At 62.1% G+C, this 15,530-nt stretch carries 9 protein-coding genes and 1 pseudogene; 8 read left to right on the top strand and 2 right to left on the bottom strand.

The features are described from left to right. Positions 1-97 precede the first annotated feature (97 nt). On the top strand, positions 98-1,456 hold the full coding sequence (locus Q0K10_RS11015; RefSeq protein ID WP_294506934.1) for an FAD-dependent oxidoreductase: 1,359 nt from the start codon (positions 98-100) through the stop codon (positions 1,454-1,456). Positions 1,457-1,486: 30 nt separating this feature from the next. Here Q0K10_RS11015 and Q0K10_RS11010 read toward each other — a convergent pair whose 3' ends face one another. Continuing rightward, a complete protein-coding gene (locus Q0K10_RS11010; RefSeq protein ID WP_294506932.1) occupies positions 1,487-3,553 on the bottom strand; it encodes a glycosyltransferase family 39 protein in 2,067 nt (688 codons plus the stop codon). A 158-nt stretch (positions 3,554-3,711) separates the two neighbouring features. Here Q0K10_RS11010 and Q0K10_RS11005 point away from each other — a divergent pair, with 158 nt between their 5' ends. The 7 genes from Q0K10_RS11005 to Q0K10_RS10975 all read left to right on the top strand — a co-directional run bounded on the left by Q0K10_RS11005 (position 3,712) and on the right by Q0K10_RS10975 (position 11,953). Continuing rightward, entirely contained in the window at positions 3,712-4,224 is a 513-nt protein-coding gene (locus Q0K10_RS11005) for a hypothetical protein (RefSeq protein ID WP_294506930.1), read from the top strand. Between the two features lie 6 nt (positions 4,225-4,230). Further along, positions 4,231-5,178, top strand: a complete 948-nt coding sequence (gene rsmH / locus Q0K10_RS11000) for a 16S rRNA (cytosine(1402)-N(4))-methyltransferase RsmH (RefSeq protein WP_294506928.1) — start codon at positions 4,231-4,233, stop codon at positions 5,176-5,178. 45 nt (positions 5,179-5,223) lie between these two features. After that, entirely contained in the window at positions 5,224-5,649 is a 426-nt protein-coding gene (locus tag Q0K10_RS10995) for a hypothetical protein (protein ID WP_294506926.1), read from the top strand. 25 nt (positions 5,650-5,674) lie between these two features. Continuing rightward, positions 5,675-7,504, top strand: a complete 1,830-nt coding sequence (locus Q0K10_RS10990) for a penicillin-binding protein 2 (RefSeq protein ID WP_294506924.1) — start codon at positions 5,675-5,677, stop codon at positions 7,502-7,504. Beyond that, positions 7,501-9,042 carry a Mur ligase domain-containing protein gene (locus Q0K10_RS10985; RefSeq protein ID WP_294506922.1) on the top strand — a complete coding sequence of 514 codons (1,542 nt, stop codon included), beginning with the start codon at positions 7,501-7,503 and terminating at the stop codon, positions 9,040-9,042. The genes Q0K10_RS10990 and Q0K10_RS10985 overlap by 4 nt, the downstream gene beginning before the upstream one ends. A 130-nt stretch (positions 9,043-9,172) precedes the next feature. Further along, positions 9,173-11,599, top strand: coding sequence for an FAD-dependent oxidoreductase (locus Q0K10_RS10980; RefSeq protein WP_294506919.1), 2,427 nt, complete (start codon positions 9,173-9,175; stop codon positions 11,597-11,599). A gap of 18 nt (positions 11,600-11,617) precedes the next feature. Further along, positions 11,618-11,953: a metalloregulator ArsR/SmtB family transcription factor gene (locus tag Q0K10_RS10975; RefSeq protein WP_294506917.1), complete on the top strand. Its 336-nt coding sequence runs from the start codon at positions 11,618-11,620 to the stop codon at positions 11,951-11,953. Between the two features lie 32 nt (positions 11,954-11,985). Here Q0K10_RS10975 and Q0K10_RS10970 read toward each other — a convergent pair. Next, positions 11,986-15,530, bottom strand: a pseudogene (locus Q0K10_RS10970) (hypothetical protein); the annotation flags it as partial.

Genomic DNA, 15,530 nt, shown 5'->3' with positions numbered 1-15,530 from the left:
CTTATCGATTTTTATCGACAATGAGCCGGGGCGGGTTTCTTGAAACGGGCTGCAACCGGGGTATATTGCATCGTACTTTACAGAAAGGAGCTCCAGAATGAAAAACGTCAAATTCGATTTCCCGGGCGAAATCCCGTTGATCGGGGATCCGGAAGTTCTTGTTGCGGGCGGCGGCCCTGCCGGAATCGCGGCCGCCTGCTGTGCAGCCCGGCGCGGACGCAGGGTCCTGCTCATCGAGCGCGAATTCTGCCTCGGCGGAACCGGAACCGGCGGGTTGGTCGGCCCTTTCATGACCTCGTCGGATCCGGAGGGGAAAACACAGTTGATCCGTGGATTCTTCCGTGAGCTGGTCGACCGGCTCATCGCCGCGGACGGCGCACTCGAACCGATGAGCCTCGAAAACTGCGACGCCCATTCGTCGTGGCACGAATTCGGTCACCACAACCTGACGCCGTTCAATCCGGAGGTGTTCAAACGCGTTGCCGAGGAGATGTGTCAGGAGAGCGGTGTCGAACTGCTTTACGGTGCGCAGGCGGTCGCTGTGATCCGTTCCCCCGGCGGCGAACGGATCCGCCGCGTGATTCTTGCGCTGAAGGAGGGGCTGGCGGCGGTCGATCCGCGTCTGGTCGTTGACTGCACGGGCGACGGAGACATCGCGGCTTTCGCGGGATGCCCGATGATGAAAGGCGACGAGACGACCGGGGAAATGCAGGCCGCCGGACTCTTCTTCTCTCTGACGGGAATCGATGAATCCCGGTTGCAGGCGCGGAAAGAGGCGCTCGGCTGGGAGTCCATGCGGTTCGAAAAGGAGATCGCCGAGGCGGCCGCCAACGGTGAATACCCGATTCCGCGTCGCCGCCTCGGGCTCTACAAGGCCGATGATGACTCCTGGCGTGCGAACGTCACCCGCATCCCGGACGTCGACGGCACTCGTTCCGCCGACCTGACCCGCATCGCCGTGGAGGGGCGGAAACAGATCGGGGCGATCCTGAAGTTCCTGCGCAAATATGTGAAGGGGTGCGAACAGGTTCGACTGCTTGCAAGCGCGGCCGTGCCGGGCGTGCGCGAGACGCGGAGAATCAAGGGGGAGTTCATCCTCCGGGAACAGTCGCTGATCGATGGAGAGCGGTTTCCGGATGCGATCCTGATGCTGTCGAATTCGCGAGACAACCACTTCGGATTGATCGGAAAATATATTCCGTCGACGAAAAGTTACACGATCCCCTACCGGGTGCTTGTCGCTCCGGGGGTTGAGAATCTGCTGGCTGCGGGACGGTGCGTCTCGTGCGACCGGGCGGTTCTTTCGGCAATCCGGGTGATGCCGCCCTGCTTCGGCATGGGGCAGGCCGCGGGAAATGCCGCAGCGCTTGCGCTCGAAACGGCGACCCCGTGCGCCCGGATCGACGTCGAGGAACTGCGCCGCCGTCTCCGCGCGGAGAATGTTGTACTCCCCTGAGCTCCCATTCGGAGGCGGGGGAGTCCGCCGTCACGGGGAGGGGCGGTTTCCGGCCGGAGCGGTTTGTTTTCCGGTTTTCCCGGAGGAGGGGGAGGGGGCTTTTTCCCGTTGCTTCCGCCGGGCGATCTCCTTTTCGAGCCGGGTGATCCGGTTGCGGAGACTGCGTTCGCGCTGCCGCGCGGCGGCGTCGGCCGTCGAGCGGCGGAGATTGAGGAGATCGTCGCGGATCGATTCGAGCCGGGCAAGTTCACGTGCGAGCTCCTGATCGTTTTCCGGATTGACGCGGCTGATGATTTCGCTGCGCTCGGTCAGAAGCAGCGGTTCGCTTGCGGCTGCGGGCAGCACCTTCTCCCGCCGGGGGCCGAGTTTCACAAGTTCGTATGCCGTGAGCGGCACAGGTTCGTCGTGCGGGCGGTAACGGCTCGCATTCGGCTTCACGTCGCGCAGCAGCCAGGCGGGGCGCGAACCGGTCAGCATCCCGAGATCCTCCACTTCGAAGTGGCGGTAGAACGAACGCCGGAACCGGTTGACCTCCTGCGGTCTGCCGAGGAAATAGATCGTTTTTCCCTCCCTTTGCTTCTTTTCAAAAAAGTTGCGCAGATATTCATAAAGTTTGCCGTGATTGAGAGAGCCGACCTCCTGTTTCAGCCGTTCGGCGCGGAGTTTCTGGAGGCCCGCGGCCTGCGCCCCGAGCGAATTTTCGACGATGCGTTCAATCTCCCGGGGGGCAAGGAGATAGGAGGGATAGAGCGTCCAGCGTTGTTCGAAGTCGAGTTCGTCGAGCATCGCGGTGTTGGAGAGGATGATCGCATGTTCCGGGACTCTGTGCCTGACGGTTTCGACGATGAACGCCCGCTGGATGTCCGAAGCGTACCGCTGCTCCCCGAACCGCGTGATCCTCGTCCACGCCCAGACTCCCTGCATCCCGAACAGCAGCACGAGTGTGACGATCACCGCCTTCCGGCTGCCGATCCGCTGCAGCAGCCGCCGCAGTGACAGCATCGCGAGCAGAATCACCGCCGGCACGAGCGGCACGAGAAAGCGCATCGCGCCCGTCGACTCTCCGTCCGGCGCCCAGTAGTACATCAGGTACAGCCCGAAGGTCGGCAGCAGCCAGATTCCCCAGAAGAGCGCCTGCTTCCACCGGAACCGCCACGCAATCAGCGCGAGCACCCCCGCCGGTCCGACCACGAGCGTGAAGAATTCCGACAGATAGATCTGGAAATTCTGCAGCAGAAACCCCGGGGAGAACGCGCCGGATTCCGAGGTCAGAAAATATCCGCTCCGCCACGGCGCGCCGTAGGCCCGCAGGTGAAAGTACGCGAGCGCCGCATATGGAGTCGCCGCACCGGCGGCAAGCGCGGCGAGCAGCTTCCATCTCCAGTGTTTCGGCACCAGCACGAGGGCGTAGGCCGCCGGAATGAGGATCAGCAGAAAATCCGTGTAGCGGATTCCGACCGTGTATCCGATGAGGAATCCGCCGAGGAGGGCCCACAGGAGTTCCGCATTGCTTTTGCGGCGGGTCGCCCCGCGCATGAATGCCGCCATCCCCCAGAGGAAAAAGGCGAGGCTCGGCGTGTGCGAATTTTTCGTCAGCCCCAGTGCGAAGATGACCGGCGAAAGCGCGAGCAGCATCGCCGCCGCCAGCGCGTGATACCTCCCCAGCCAGAAACGCGACAGCGCATACATTCCGGCGACCGCGAGCACCGCGCCCCAGAGTGTTGCGTAAAATCCGCCCCCCGCGCCGAGCAGCAGGTTCATCCCCGCCGAAAGCAGAGGATAAAAGGGCGGGTATTTCGGGTAGAATTCTCCGCGTTCATTGACCACCCACATGCTTCCGACATATTCGAGCGGGTCGCCGGTCGTGCGGTATGACACTCCGGTGAGGTTCAGAAGTCGGCCCGACGCATGGTATCCGTTCTGATCCACCCCGCCCGTCACCGGAACGAAGTAGATGAGTTGCAGCCAGGTGTAACCGGCCAGCAGCATTCCGAGCAATGCGAGCGGCACGGCGCGTTTCAGGGTTTTCCGCAGCTTTCGAATTCTCTCTTTTTCCGATGTCGCAGCTTCCATGTTCGCATCTTTCTTTTTTTCCAAAATAGCACTCCCCCCTTCGGTTTTCCATCGCAATGACTTTGTCTCCAGCGTCTTTTACGACAAAAAAATCGAAAAATAATCACTTCGAAGGTTGAAAAAAGAAAAAAATGTAGTAAAATAGGAGCAAATAGGGTTGATTAGGAGTATTTAGGGAAACGATGGCAGGCGGCGGATTGTTTACGGGTCTGTATCTGGGCGAATACGATCATGCGTTGGACGCCCAGTGCCGCGTGACGTTTCCGAGCGACTGGCGGAATCCGGAAGGCGCGACGGAGCTGGTGATGATTCCTGCGCGAGGAAAGGCGCTGGTGCTGCTGCCGATTCAGACCTTTCTGGATTTCGTGAAGAAGGCGACGAAGCTGGCGATTGCGAATCCGAAAATGCAGATGGCGCTTGCGTATCTCGGTTCGCGTTCGCGCCAGTGCCGCTGCGACAGGCAGGGTCGTATTGCGCTGGACCGGAAGATGCTCGATGAGATTGAAGTGAAGAACCAGTTGAAGCTCATCGGAGCCGTGACTCATATCCGGATCTGCGCGCCGGAACACTGGCGCATTCCGGATGATGAAGGGACGTTGAATATGTATCTGGACGAGATCCAGAAAGTGAGCGATGAGGGCGACGGCATCGCGTCGCTGCTGGCGGAGGCGATCAGGAAGAAAGACGAAGCGTAGAAAAAGATGGCCGAAGGGTTTGAACATGTTCCGGTTCTGGCGGGCGAGGTGCTGACGCATCTTGTTTTCCCGCCGAATCGCGTTTTACGGCTGATCGACGGGACCGTCGGCGGAGGCGGGCACAGTGCGCTGCTGCTGGAGAAGTATCCGAATCTGGAACTGCTCGGGATCGATCGCGACGACGCGGCTCTTGCGAAGGCGCAGGAGCGGCTTTCTTTCGCGCGTGAGCGCGTCCGGCTTGTGCGGGGGAACTACTCGGAGCTTGCGGTGAAGGCGGCTGAAGCGGGCTGGGAGAAAGTCGACGGTGTCTTGCTCGACATCGGGGTTTCCTCCCCGCAGCTTGATCATCCGGAGCGGGGATTTTCATGGCGTGCCGAGGGGCCGCTCGATATGCGGATGGATCGTCGTTCGATTCTGACTGCGAGCCGGCTGCTGAACACGGCGTCGGAGGCGGAGCTTGAACGGATTCTGCGTGAGTACGGCGAGGTTGCGAAATCCCGCAAACTCGCGGCGGCGATCGTGAAACAGCGGGTGATTCGGCCGTTTGCGCTGACTTCGGATTTCGCATCTCTGTGCGACGAAGTGCTCGGGAAGAGCCGTCCGGGGCAGCTGCCGGCGCCGACGCTGCCGTTTCAGGCGCTGCGGATTGCGGTGAATGACGAGCTCGGCGAGCTGGAGCGGGCGCTGCCGGAGGCGGTGAAGCTGCTTCGCCGGGGGGGGCGGATTGCGGTCATCAGCTTCCATTCGCTGGAAGACCGGATCGTGAAGAACTTTTTCCGGGACGAGGCGGCGAGCTGTGTCTGTCCGCCGGGGCTGCCGGTCTGCGTCTGCGGCAAGGTCCCGACACTGAAGATCGTCACGCGCAAAGCGGTCACTGCCGGAGCGGACGAACTCGGGAAAAACCGGCGCAGCGCCCCGGCGAAACTCCGGGTCGCGGAAAAAATCATGGATTGAATCAAGAGAACATTTTACAGATAAGGAGGATGCCGGGAGGTAGCCATGAACATTCAGCCAGGAAAATTGAAGCGACAGCGCAAGAGTACGCAGACTGCGGGAGCCACTCTCGGAGCCAGGCTTGCGGCGATGGTGAAATTCGGCTTGTTTCTCGGTGTCATCGCGGCGGTTCTGAATATTTACATCTATCTGAATCAGCGGATTACGGAAACCGATCGTGCGATCCGCAAGACCGAGCAGGAGATTGCGCGCACCGATCGTGAAATCGCCCAGCTGCGCATTCGGCGCGAACAGCTTTCGCGCTGGGAGCACATCCGCAGGAAGATCGTGCAGTTCAATCTCGGATTGCGGGAACCGGCTCCGGGACAGGTCGGGCGCATGGCGCTGCTTACGCCGCGGCAGGCGCAGATGGTTCCGCTGGAGTCGGTCGCTTCCGCCCGCCGGAGTTCTGGCGGCGGGCATCGCAACTGATTTGCGGCCGGCCGGGTGAGCGGGTATGCAGAGCACGAATGACAAAATACGTTGGCGGATCCGTCTTGTGGCGGTTCTGTTGATTCCTGTTGCTCTGGCTCTGGCCGTCCGGCTCTACTTTGTCCAGGTGGTCGCGCACGACTACTATCTGGACAAGGCGCGCGACACCTATACGACGACCCGTGTGACTTCCGGCAAACGGGGCGAGATTTTCGATGTGCACGGGAATCTGCTGGTCAGCAACATCCCGAGTGTGAACGTCACGGCCGATCCCTCTCACATGAAGACCGTTGCGGAACGCCGGCGTCTGGCGTATCTGCTTTCGCTGGAGTTTCCGGAGACCTCGTATGAGGCGTTCTTCCGCAAGCTCGCGCCGACTCGCCGCAAACGCGTCGCGGTCGAAGGGGCGGAGCCGGAGAGGTTCGAATTCAAGACGGTTCCGAACACCTATGCGATGATCGCCCGCGACATCTCGCTGGAGAAGGCCGCCAGACTCAAGTCTCTTGCGAAGGTCAACAAATTCAATTGTCTTTTTTTCAAGGATTCCTACAAGCGGATCTACCCGAAGGGGTCTCTGCTTTCGAACGTGCTCGGGTTCACGAATGTCGTCGACGACAGCGATGTGGCCCAGACCGGTCTTGAGAAATATTTCGACGAACAGATGACCGCCCAGCTTGGTCAGGAGACCTATGAACGTGACCGGAGCGGTCGCCCGCTGCTCTACGGACCGCATATTTCGAAAGAGGCGCGCGACGGAAGAAATATCTATCTTACGATCAGCGAACCGATCCAGTCGATTCTGGAGGAGGAGCTCGACGTCACGTTTCAGGAGTGGAAGCCGAAGACGCTGTACGCCGCGCTCGTCGACCCGAAAACCGGCAATGTCCTTGCGATGGCGCAGCGCCCGACCTTCGACCCGAACAACCGTTCGACCTACACGAACGAGGCGGGGCGGCCCCGGATCGCCGAGGACGGCATCGAACCCGGTTCGATCATCAAGCCGTTCACGATCGGCAAGGCGCTCGACTGGGGATACGTCACGCCCGAGACCGAGATCGACTGCGACAAGGGAACCTGGATCTATCTCGGCAAACCGCTGCGCGATTCGCACCCCTACGACAAGCTGACCGTCGCCGGCGTGATTCAGAAGTCCAGCAACATCGGCACAGCGAAGGTCGCGATGATGCTCGGCGAGGAGAAGGTCTATCAGGCGCTGCGGATGTTCGGCTTCGGCCGGAAGACGAACCTGCCGTTCCGGACCGAGACCAGCGGTTATCTGCCGCGCGTTTCGAAGTGGGACGGTCTGTCGATCACGCGGTTTCCGATCGGATACGGGGTACGGGTTTCGCCGCTGCAGATGCTGCGCGCCTACTGTGCGCTTGCGAATCACGGCAAACTCCCGCAGTTGCGGCTCGTCGACCGCGTCGAGGATCCCGCGACCGGTGTGGTGGAGAATATTCCGTTCGAGGAACCGGTTCAGCTTTTCGATCATCCTGAATGCCATCGGCAGCTGATCGACATGATGACGCTGGTCACAAAGAAAGGCGGAACCGCGGCGAGGGCGGCTCTGCCCGGGTACGAGGTCGCGGGAAAAACCGGGACGAGCCGGAAATACATTCCGGGCCGGGGGTATGCGTCGGGCAAATACTTTTCGAGTTTCGTCGGATTCGTTCCGGCGCACGATCCGGCTTTCGTGATGCTCGTGACCGTGGACGAGCCGCATGGGGCCTACTATGCATCCACGGTGGCGGCGCCGACTTTCAAGCGGGTGGCGACGCGCGTACTGCGGCATTTGAACATTCCGCCGGATCCGGCGCTGCTGCCGGAAAATCAACACAATCGGAGCAATCCATGAACCATCTGCATTTCATCGGAATCGGGGGCATCGGAATGAGCGGGCTGGCCGCCATGTGCCGTGATCACGGCATGCGGGTAACCGGCAGCGACCGCGGCGCGGATCGCCCGGAAAACGCCCGCATCATCGACGCGTTGCGCAACCAGAAGATTGAGATTTTTCCGCAGGACGGTTCGTTCATTGCGGCGGGCCGCCCCGATGCAATCGTCTACTCCACGGCGATCGAGGAGGACAATCCCGATTGGACAGCGGCCGGAGGAATCCCGCGGCTGCACCGGTCGGAACTGCTGGAACACATGCTTGAAACGTGCGGATTCGGTACGACGATCGCGGTTACGGGCAGTTGCGGCAAGAGTACGGTTACCGCCTATCTGGCCGAGGCGTTGACGAACCTCGGGCTCGATCCGTGCTGTTTGAACGGGGCGCTCTCGAATCGTTTTCACTCCGGGCGTTTCGCCGGCAACTACCGTTCCGGCAGCCGGGAGTATTTCGTTTTCGAGGCCGACGAGAGCGACAGGAGCCTGCTGCACTATTCGCCCGATTACGCGCTCGTGCTGAACATCGGAACCGATCACTACGACCGGGAGGAACTCGCGCGGGTGTTCGCCGGATTTCTCGGGCGCGTGCGGCGGGGGGCGGTGCTGGAACGCGGTGTCTATGAGGCGGTTCGGGAGAAGATCCCGCCGCATCTGGACGTGAGGGTTTTCGATGCGAAACCGCGCCGGGACTCCCGGTATGCGGTCACCGACTACCGCAAGGTTGAGCGTCCGGAGGCGATCTACACGCACGGCCGCCGCTCCGAACTTGCTCCCACGGGCGACCGTGCGGTCGATGATCTGTACGGAGCGAACAATGCGCTTTCCATTTACGGGCTGCGGTCGGAGGATTTCCGCATCGCGAGCACGGAGTTTCTCGCCGAGTTCAACGGGGAAAAGCATCTCGTTCTGCCGCAGCCGGGATTCCACACGGCGCTGAACGCGCTTGCGGTGTACGCGATGCTCGATCTGCTCGGCGTCGGCACGGACGAGGAGCGTCTGGCGTCGCTGGAACGGTTCGACGGTGTCTGGCGGCGGAACGATTTTGCGGGGATCACCCCGAAGGGAACGCCGGTTTACGATGATTATGCGCACAATCCGGAGAAAATTCTCTCCTGCCTGAGCGCGATGCGGGAACTTGCGCCGGGGCGGATTTATGCGGTGTTTCAGCCGCACGGCTACAAACCGTTCGGCTTTATGCGCGATGAGCTGTTCGAGCGTCTCGACGGGTTTCTGACGAGGCGCGACCGGTTCATTCTGCTCGAGCCGTTTTACGCGGGCGGAACGTCGAGTTTTTCGCCTTCCGCGCAGGAGGTTGCGGCCGACTGGAAGAGCAGAAGCCGTTCGCCGGAACGGTTCATGGTCTTTCCGGACCGCGAGACGCTCGCGGATTTTCTCACGCTGAAGCCCGGGGCCGGAGATGTGATCGTCATCATGGGCGCGCGAGACAACTCGCTCTCCGACTACGCGAAATCCCTGACCCGGGAAATTGCCGCCCCCTGAGGCGGTGGAATTCCCCCCCCGGCTTCCGCCGTCGTCTCCATTTTTTTCCAGGTTTCGCGCATTATCGCTTGAAATATTAAAATATTATGATATGATAATATAAAAACAACAACCAACAGGAGGCGTGGATATGAAGACGGTCATCATCGGTGCTGTGGCGGCGGGGGCGAGTGCGGCGGCGCGGTTGCGGCGGCTGGACGAGTTCATGGAGATCGTGCTGCTTGAGCGGGGGGAGTATCTTTCGTATGCGAACTGCGGGCTGCCGTACCATCTGGGCGGTGTGATTCCGGAGCGGGACTCGCTTTTCGTGATGCCCGAGAAGAAGTTCCGGGCATGGTTCAACGTGGACGTGCGGGTACGGAACGAGGCCGTTGCGATCGACCGGGCGCGGAAGGTGGTTCGTGTCCGGCGGGCGGACGGGTCGGAGTACGAGGAGTCGTACGACAAACTGCTGCTGGCGACGGGGTCGCGTCCGGCCGCGCCGGAGCTGCCGGGCAGTGACGATCCGCGCATCCACTCGCTCTGGACGATTCCGGATATGGATGCGCTCGGGGAACTTGTGAAGGAGGGCGCGCGCCGCGCGCTCGTGGTCGGCGGGGGCTTCATCGGTCTGGAGACAGCGGAGAATCTGCGGAAACGGGGGCTGGATGTGACGATTGTCCAGCACTCGGGTCACGTGCTGCCGTCGATCGACCGTGAGATGGCGTGGCTGCTCGGGGCGGAGCTTGCGGCCGACGGCGTCGACGTGCGGCTGAATGCGGAGCTGACCGGGTTCCGGAAGGATGGAGAAGCGCTTGTTGCGCAGTTTCAGGACGGGACGGAGCTCGCGGCTGATCTGGTCGTGATGAGCGTCGGCGTGAAGCCGAACTCGGAACTCGCCGCGGCGGCGGGGCTCGAACTCGGCGCACGCGGACACATTATCGTGGATGAACATTTGCGCACCTCCGATCCGGAAATCTACGCCGCGGGAGACGCGGTTGAGGTGGTCGACTGCGTTTCCGGGCGGAAGACCGCGATTCCGCTCGCGGGTCCGGCCAACAAGCAGGGACGGATCGCCGCCGACAACATTGCCGGGAAAGAGCGCGTCTACCGCGGCAGCTGGGGGGCGTCGGTCATCAAGGTCGGGAGTCTGACCGCCGCGGCGGTGGGGTTGACCGAGTCACGGCTCAAGTCACTTGGAGTCGACTATCACAAAATCTACACGCATCCGGCCTCGAACGCCTCGTACTATCCGGGCGGAGCGCAGCTGCACATGAAGCTGCTGTTTGGAGTCGACGGGAAGATTCTCGGTGCGCAGGCGGTCGGTGCGAAGGGGGCGGACAAGCGGATCGACGTGATCGGCACGGCGATGCAGGCGGGCCGCACCGCGCCGGAATTGGCGGAGCTCGAACTGGCGTATGCGCCGCCGTTCAACTCGGCGAAGGATCCGGTCAACTTCCTCGGAATGATTGCGCAGAACGTTCTTGACGGCATGACGGAACTCGCGTATGCCGATGCGATTCCGGAGGGGGCGCAGATCATTGATGTGCGCGAAGTCGCGGAGCATCAGGCCGGTGCGATTCCGGGCGCGGTCAACATTCCGCTCGGACAGCTGCGCGGGCGGCTCGGAGAGCTGGATCGTTCCCGGGAGCTCGTGGTGAGCTGTCAGGTCGGGCTGCGCGGTTATCTTGCGGAACGGATTCTCAAGCAGAACGGATTCCGCGTCCGGAATCTCTCGGGCGGATACCTGACCTGGAAATTCACCCATCAGGGGCTTCCCGCACCGCGCCGGGAGAAGCCCGCTCCCGCTGCCCCCGCTCCGTCCGCGCCTTCCGTGCCTTCCGCGCCTGCGGCGAAAGAACTCGACGTGCGTACTCTCGCATGTCCAGGGCCGATCGTGCGGCTGAAGAACGAGATGGAGCAGCTGGCTCCCGGTTCGACGCTGAAGGTTCTCGCCGCAACCTCGTTTGCGCCCGATCTCGAAGCGTGGCTCAAGGCAGGAGGGTATGAACTCCTCTCGCTCGAACGAAAGGAGGAGCATCTTGAGGCACTTCTGCGCAAGGGCGGTGCGCTGCCGGCGGCGGTTCCCGCCGGGACGGCATCCGGCGGGGACGGTGTGGCGATCGTTCTTTTCAGCAACGACTTCGACAAGGCGATGGCGGCGTTTATCATCGCGTGCGGCATGGCGGCTTCCGGGATGAAGGTGGGGATTTTCTTCACGTTCTGGGGGCTCGCCGTGCTGCGGCGGAATCCGGGTCCGCGGGTTTCGAAGAGTTTTGTTTCGCGGCTCTTCGGATGGATGCTGCCGCGCGGTGCGGAGAAGCTCGCGCTCTCGAAGATGAACATGGCCGGGCTCGGTACGGCGATGATGAAGCATGTGATGAAGAGCCGGAACGTCACGTCGCTGCCGGAACTGATCCGGCAGGCGCGGGCGCTTGGCGTGCGGTTCGTCGCCTGCGAGATGGCGATGGATGTGATGGGGCTCGCGCGCGAGGAGCTCATCGAAGTTGACGAAGTGGCCGGCGTCGCCAGCTTTGCGCAGATGGCGCGCGAGAGCGGCCGCACGCTTTTCATCTGACCGGAGGAGGGGAGAGAGATGGCGGAGACGGAACTGCTTCCGGAGAAGTTTCTGGAGTCGATGGCGGAGGTGATCCGGCTGATCGGCCACCCGGTGCGGCTGCGGATACTCGAGTACCTCGATCTGCATGGCGAATCGACGGTCAGCGAGATCATCTCCGGAGTCTCCGGTCCGCAGAGCGCGGTTTCGCAGCATCTGAACAAGATGCGTCTGGCCGGGATCGTCGCATGCCGCCGCGAGGGCCGGCAGATCTTCTACCGGATCGCGGCGGTCAATGCGGTTACGATTTTGAACTGTCTGCGCAGCAAATACCGTTCTCTGCGCGAATCCGGTTCTCCGGAAGCGCGGACGTAAAAGATACGCGCCTCCGGAGAGAATCATCCGGTTCAGTATTGCCGGATCCAGTCCGGATTGTAGTTGTAGTCGCGGTCGCCGCCGGGGTAGAGCCGTTTCCAGAAGCTCGTGACGCCGTCGGTGTTGGAGAGCTGGATTGCGGCGTCGACGAGTCCGCCGGGTTTCTTCCGGCTCTCGACCCGGATGACGAGCGTGTTTTCTCCCGGCTTGAGCAATCCGTCCGGAATCCGGTAGACGCGGCGGCCCGCGGCGGAGGAGCCGATCTCTTTTCCGTTCAGGAAAGTGCGGTCTGAGCTGTTGATGGTTCCGAGTTCGGCGCGCATGTTCTTCGCCGCGGCCTGTTCCGCGGTCAGTTTGAAGCGCAGCCGGTAGAAGCTCACCCCGGCGTAGTCGCGTTCGAGAAACGCCTCGTAACCGACTCCGGGCCGGACCGATTCGCCGCCGAGTGTCTGCTGACCGCTGAGCCATTTGCCGGAACCGTCGAACCCGGACTGCCGGTTTTCGGCGAGTCCCTCGTCATTCGGGTCGAGCGAGAACTCCCAGCGCAGATTTCGCAGCGGAATCGTGAGACTGCGATCCGGCAGATAGGGTGATGCGCTGTTCGCCAGAGCCGCGCCGTGTGACGTCAGCACTGCGGAGATCAGACGGGCATATTTCGCAGCGGCCATTTTCCCCGTGTCGAAGCTCTCCGGCGTGAGCGAACTGAAGAAGTAGCTGCCGCAGCCATGGTTCACCCGGACCAGAACCGCCGGGGAGGTCGCGTCCGCACTCTTCGGAAACCGGGAAAATTCCGGCAGTTCGGGTTTGCCGCGCCAGTAGAGTTCGCATTCGCTCCATCCCTCCATCCAGTTTCCGTTTCCGGGAGTGAGCGTAACTGCTTTTTCCGTCTTCGCGGAGCGTTTCATTTCCATCGGGAACGGCAGCCACGAACCGTGCCAGTTCCCGCCAGTGTGCAGATAGAGAATCTTCCCGCCGTTGTAGACGTAGTCGGAGAGTTGGAGACTCCGTTTTTCGAGCTCCTTCCAGTCGGGGTCGGAGAGGATCAGCAGCCGGAGCGAGGCGAGGTTTTCGAGGTCGCTTTCGCGATAGCGGACGCCGAATTTGTCGAGCAGCGCTCTGCCTTTTTCTCCTCCGGAGAACCCGACCTCCCCATATGCCGGGCGACGTTCGGCGAGATAGTCGATCATGCGGCAGAACACGGTGGTCGCAACCGGGTCGAGCAGCAGTCGTTCGCCGATTTCGAGCTGAGAGCCGATCCAGCCGCCGTTCGGGCCGCGGTACTCCAGCAGCGGCGTCTGATAGAGGTCGAAGCCGCTGACCAGCAGCGACAGGAGGTTTCCGGTCTGCGGGCGGCGGAAGACGTTGGCCGCGACCATGCCGCGGTTGCCCCAGTCGGTCCAGGAGGCGTTCGACCAGACGTGTCCCGGTTCGGCGATGCCGTAGGCCGGATCCAGCGAGTGACTGCCGCGCCAGTAGGAGAAATCCACGTCGGAAAATCCCTCCAGCACGGGGTGTGAGGGGGCGTTGATGAACGCCTGACGGCTGCGGATTTTCATCAGCTCCGGCGAGGCGTTCCGGGGCTGTTCCATCACGAGTGTCCGGATTCCGCGTTCGTCGGCGAGCGCGGAGAAGTCGGGCAGGTCCTTCCGGTCGCGGATTGCGCCGGGAGCGACCACGAGCGGCAGCGCCGGGTCGAGCCGGTCGAATGTATTGACCGGGACGATCTCGTAGCCGAGCTGTTTCAGCGCCGAAACGAATTCCGGCTTTCCGCCGTAGAGCGCTATTTTCCGGACGGCCGGGAGAACCTGCGGGAAGAGCTGGATCTTCTGCGCGGCGGCGAGTTCCGGCGCATCGGGCGCATCGGAAAGGAACCGCACATGCAAAGTATACTCCCGCCGGACGCCCGTTTTCGGCAGCTTCAGCTCGAATGGAACGATCTTTTGGGTGAACGGGGCGAGTCGCAGCGGCAATTCGGTTTTCGCCGCCGCCGCGCCGGAACCGTCGAGCAGGACAATTTCGACCGTGCCGTCCAGCGTTTTTTCTCCCATGTGGATGACGCCGAATCCCTTGCGGAGTGTCTCCCCGCTCCAGAAGGCGTGGTCGTCCTCGTAGTAATCCCTGCCCGCTCCGACGATTTTGCAGATGGTTTTTTTCATCGCCTGCCGGAACGGGGTCGAAACGAGATTCGGGCGGAAATCGAGATCCGGTCCGAACGGATCGAAGAGCGGCAGCACATGGGAGCCGATCAGCGATTCCGGTTTCACGCCGGGCCGCGTCAGGTCGCCGTCGAGCCGCGGGGCGGGCGGGCATGAGCGCGCCGCCGTGAGAAAGCGGCCCGAAACATACTCGAACGGCGCGAGGCCGGAGAGCCCGTCGTACCGCCAGAAAAAGACCGTCCGGTTCACCGATTCGGCCAGAATCTTCGCGTAGAAGTCGGCAATGAAATCGTATTCCAGGTTTTGATCAAACCCGTCGTGTCCGGAGCCGGCGGCGAGCAGGTCGTTGCGGGCGCCGTCCCAGGCGAATGTCGCCGTGACGGTTTTTTCGCGGTAGGCGGCGGGCCCGAGGATGCGCGCGGCGTTCTCCAGCCAGTAGTAGAACTCCGGCTTGTTGCGGATCTGCCCCCACAGATTCAGATGGGCGTAGGAGCCGTGGTACGGAATGGCGTATTCTCCACAGTAGACCGTTACGGCGCGCTCTTTCGAGTAACGCTCGAAAAACGCCGCCAGTTCCGCGAACGGCGCGCCCCAGGTGTGATAGAGGTGGATTCCGTAGGCATTTTTCACATGGCCGGAGGCGCCGGTCAGCACTTCGGCGTCCGGGAAATATTCGTGCACGTGATCGGCGACGAGATTGAGTTTCTCCGAGCGGATCGTCGGATCGCCGGGAAGATTCGGATCGCCGCCGCTGCGGAGTTCCTCCGTGCCGTCCGGCAGGCGGTAGAGATGCTCCTTCGCGTTTCTCGACATCGCGGTGTAGGCCGGATTGTTCGCACTTGCCGACATCTGATAATAGATGTTGATCAGAACGGCCGCCACCGACGGGTGATTGTCGAACCGGCCGGAGTCGACAGCCTCCCGCGCGAGCGAACGCCACAGGGCGAGGCACTCTTCGGCGGTGTGCGTGTTGTACTCGTCGTAGGTGAGCTCGATCCGCTCGATGCAGAGGAACCCCTCCTCGTCGGCGATGTCGTAGAAGGAGGCGGCATTCATGCGCTGCGTGTAGGCCGCGTTGATGCCGAAGAGCTTCATCAGCCGGATGCTCTTGCGCGTCATGTTTTCCATCGTGTGCCACAACGGGGCCCACATTCCCTGCCACGAGGAGTCGGTGTTGACCATGACCGGTTTGCCGTTCAGCAGGAACCGGCCGTTTTCGGCGGTCAGTTCGCGGAATCCGAAGCGCAGCGTGGCCGCGTCGACGATGCCGGCCCCGTTCGACGTGAGGCGGCAGTCGAGGTAGTAGAGGTTCGGTTCGTCGACGCTCCAGAGCTTCGGCGTGACGTAGTCGAGCGTGACTGTCGGAGCGAAGGGACGGCGTTCGGTGTGGACCGTCTCCCCGGTCGCGGCGTCGCGGAAGG

It is taken from the genome of uncultured Victivallis sp. (assembly GCF_944391105.1).
In the GTDB taxonomy this organism is placed as follows: Bacteria; Verrucomicrobiota; Lentisphaeria; order Victivallales; family Victivallaceae; genus Victivallis.
The sequence above is the reverse complement of the archived record's forward strand: the minus strand, read 5'-3'. Positions and strand labels throughout refer to the sequence as shown.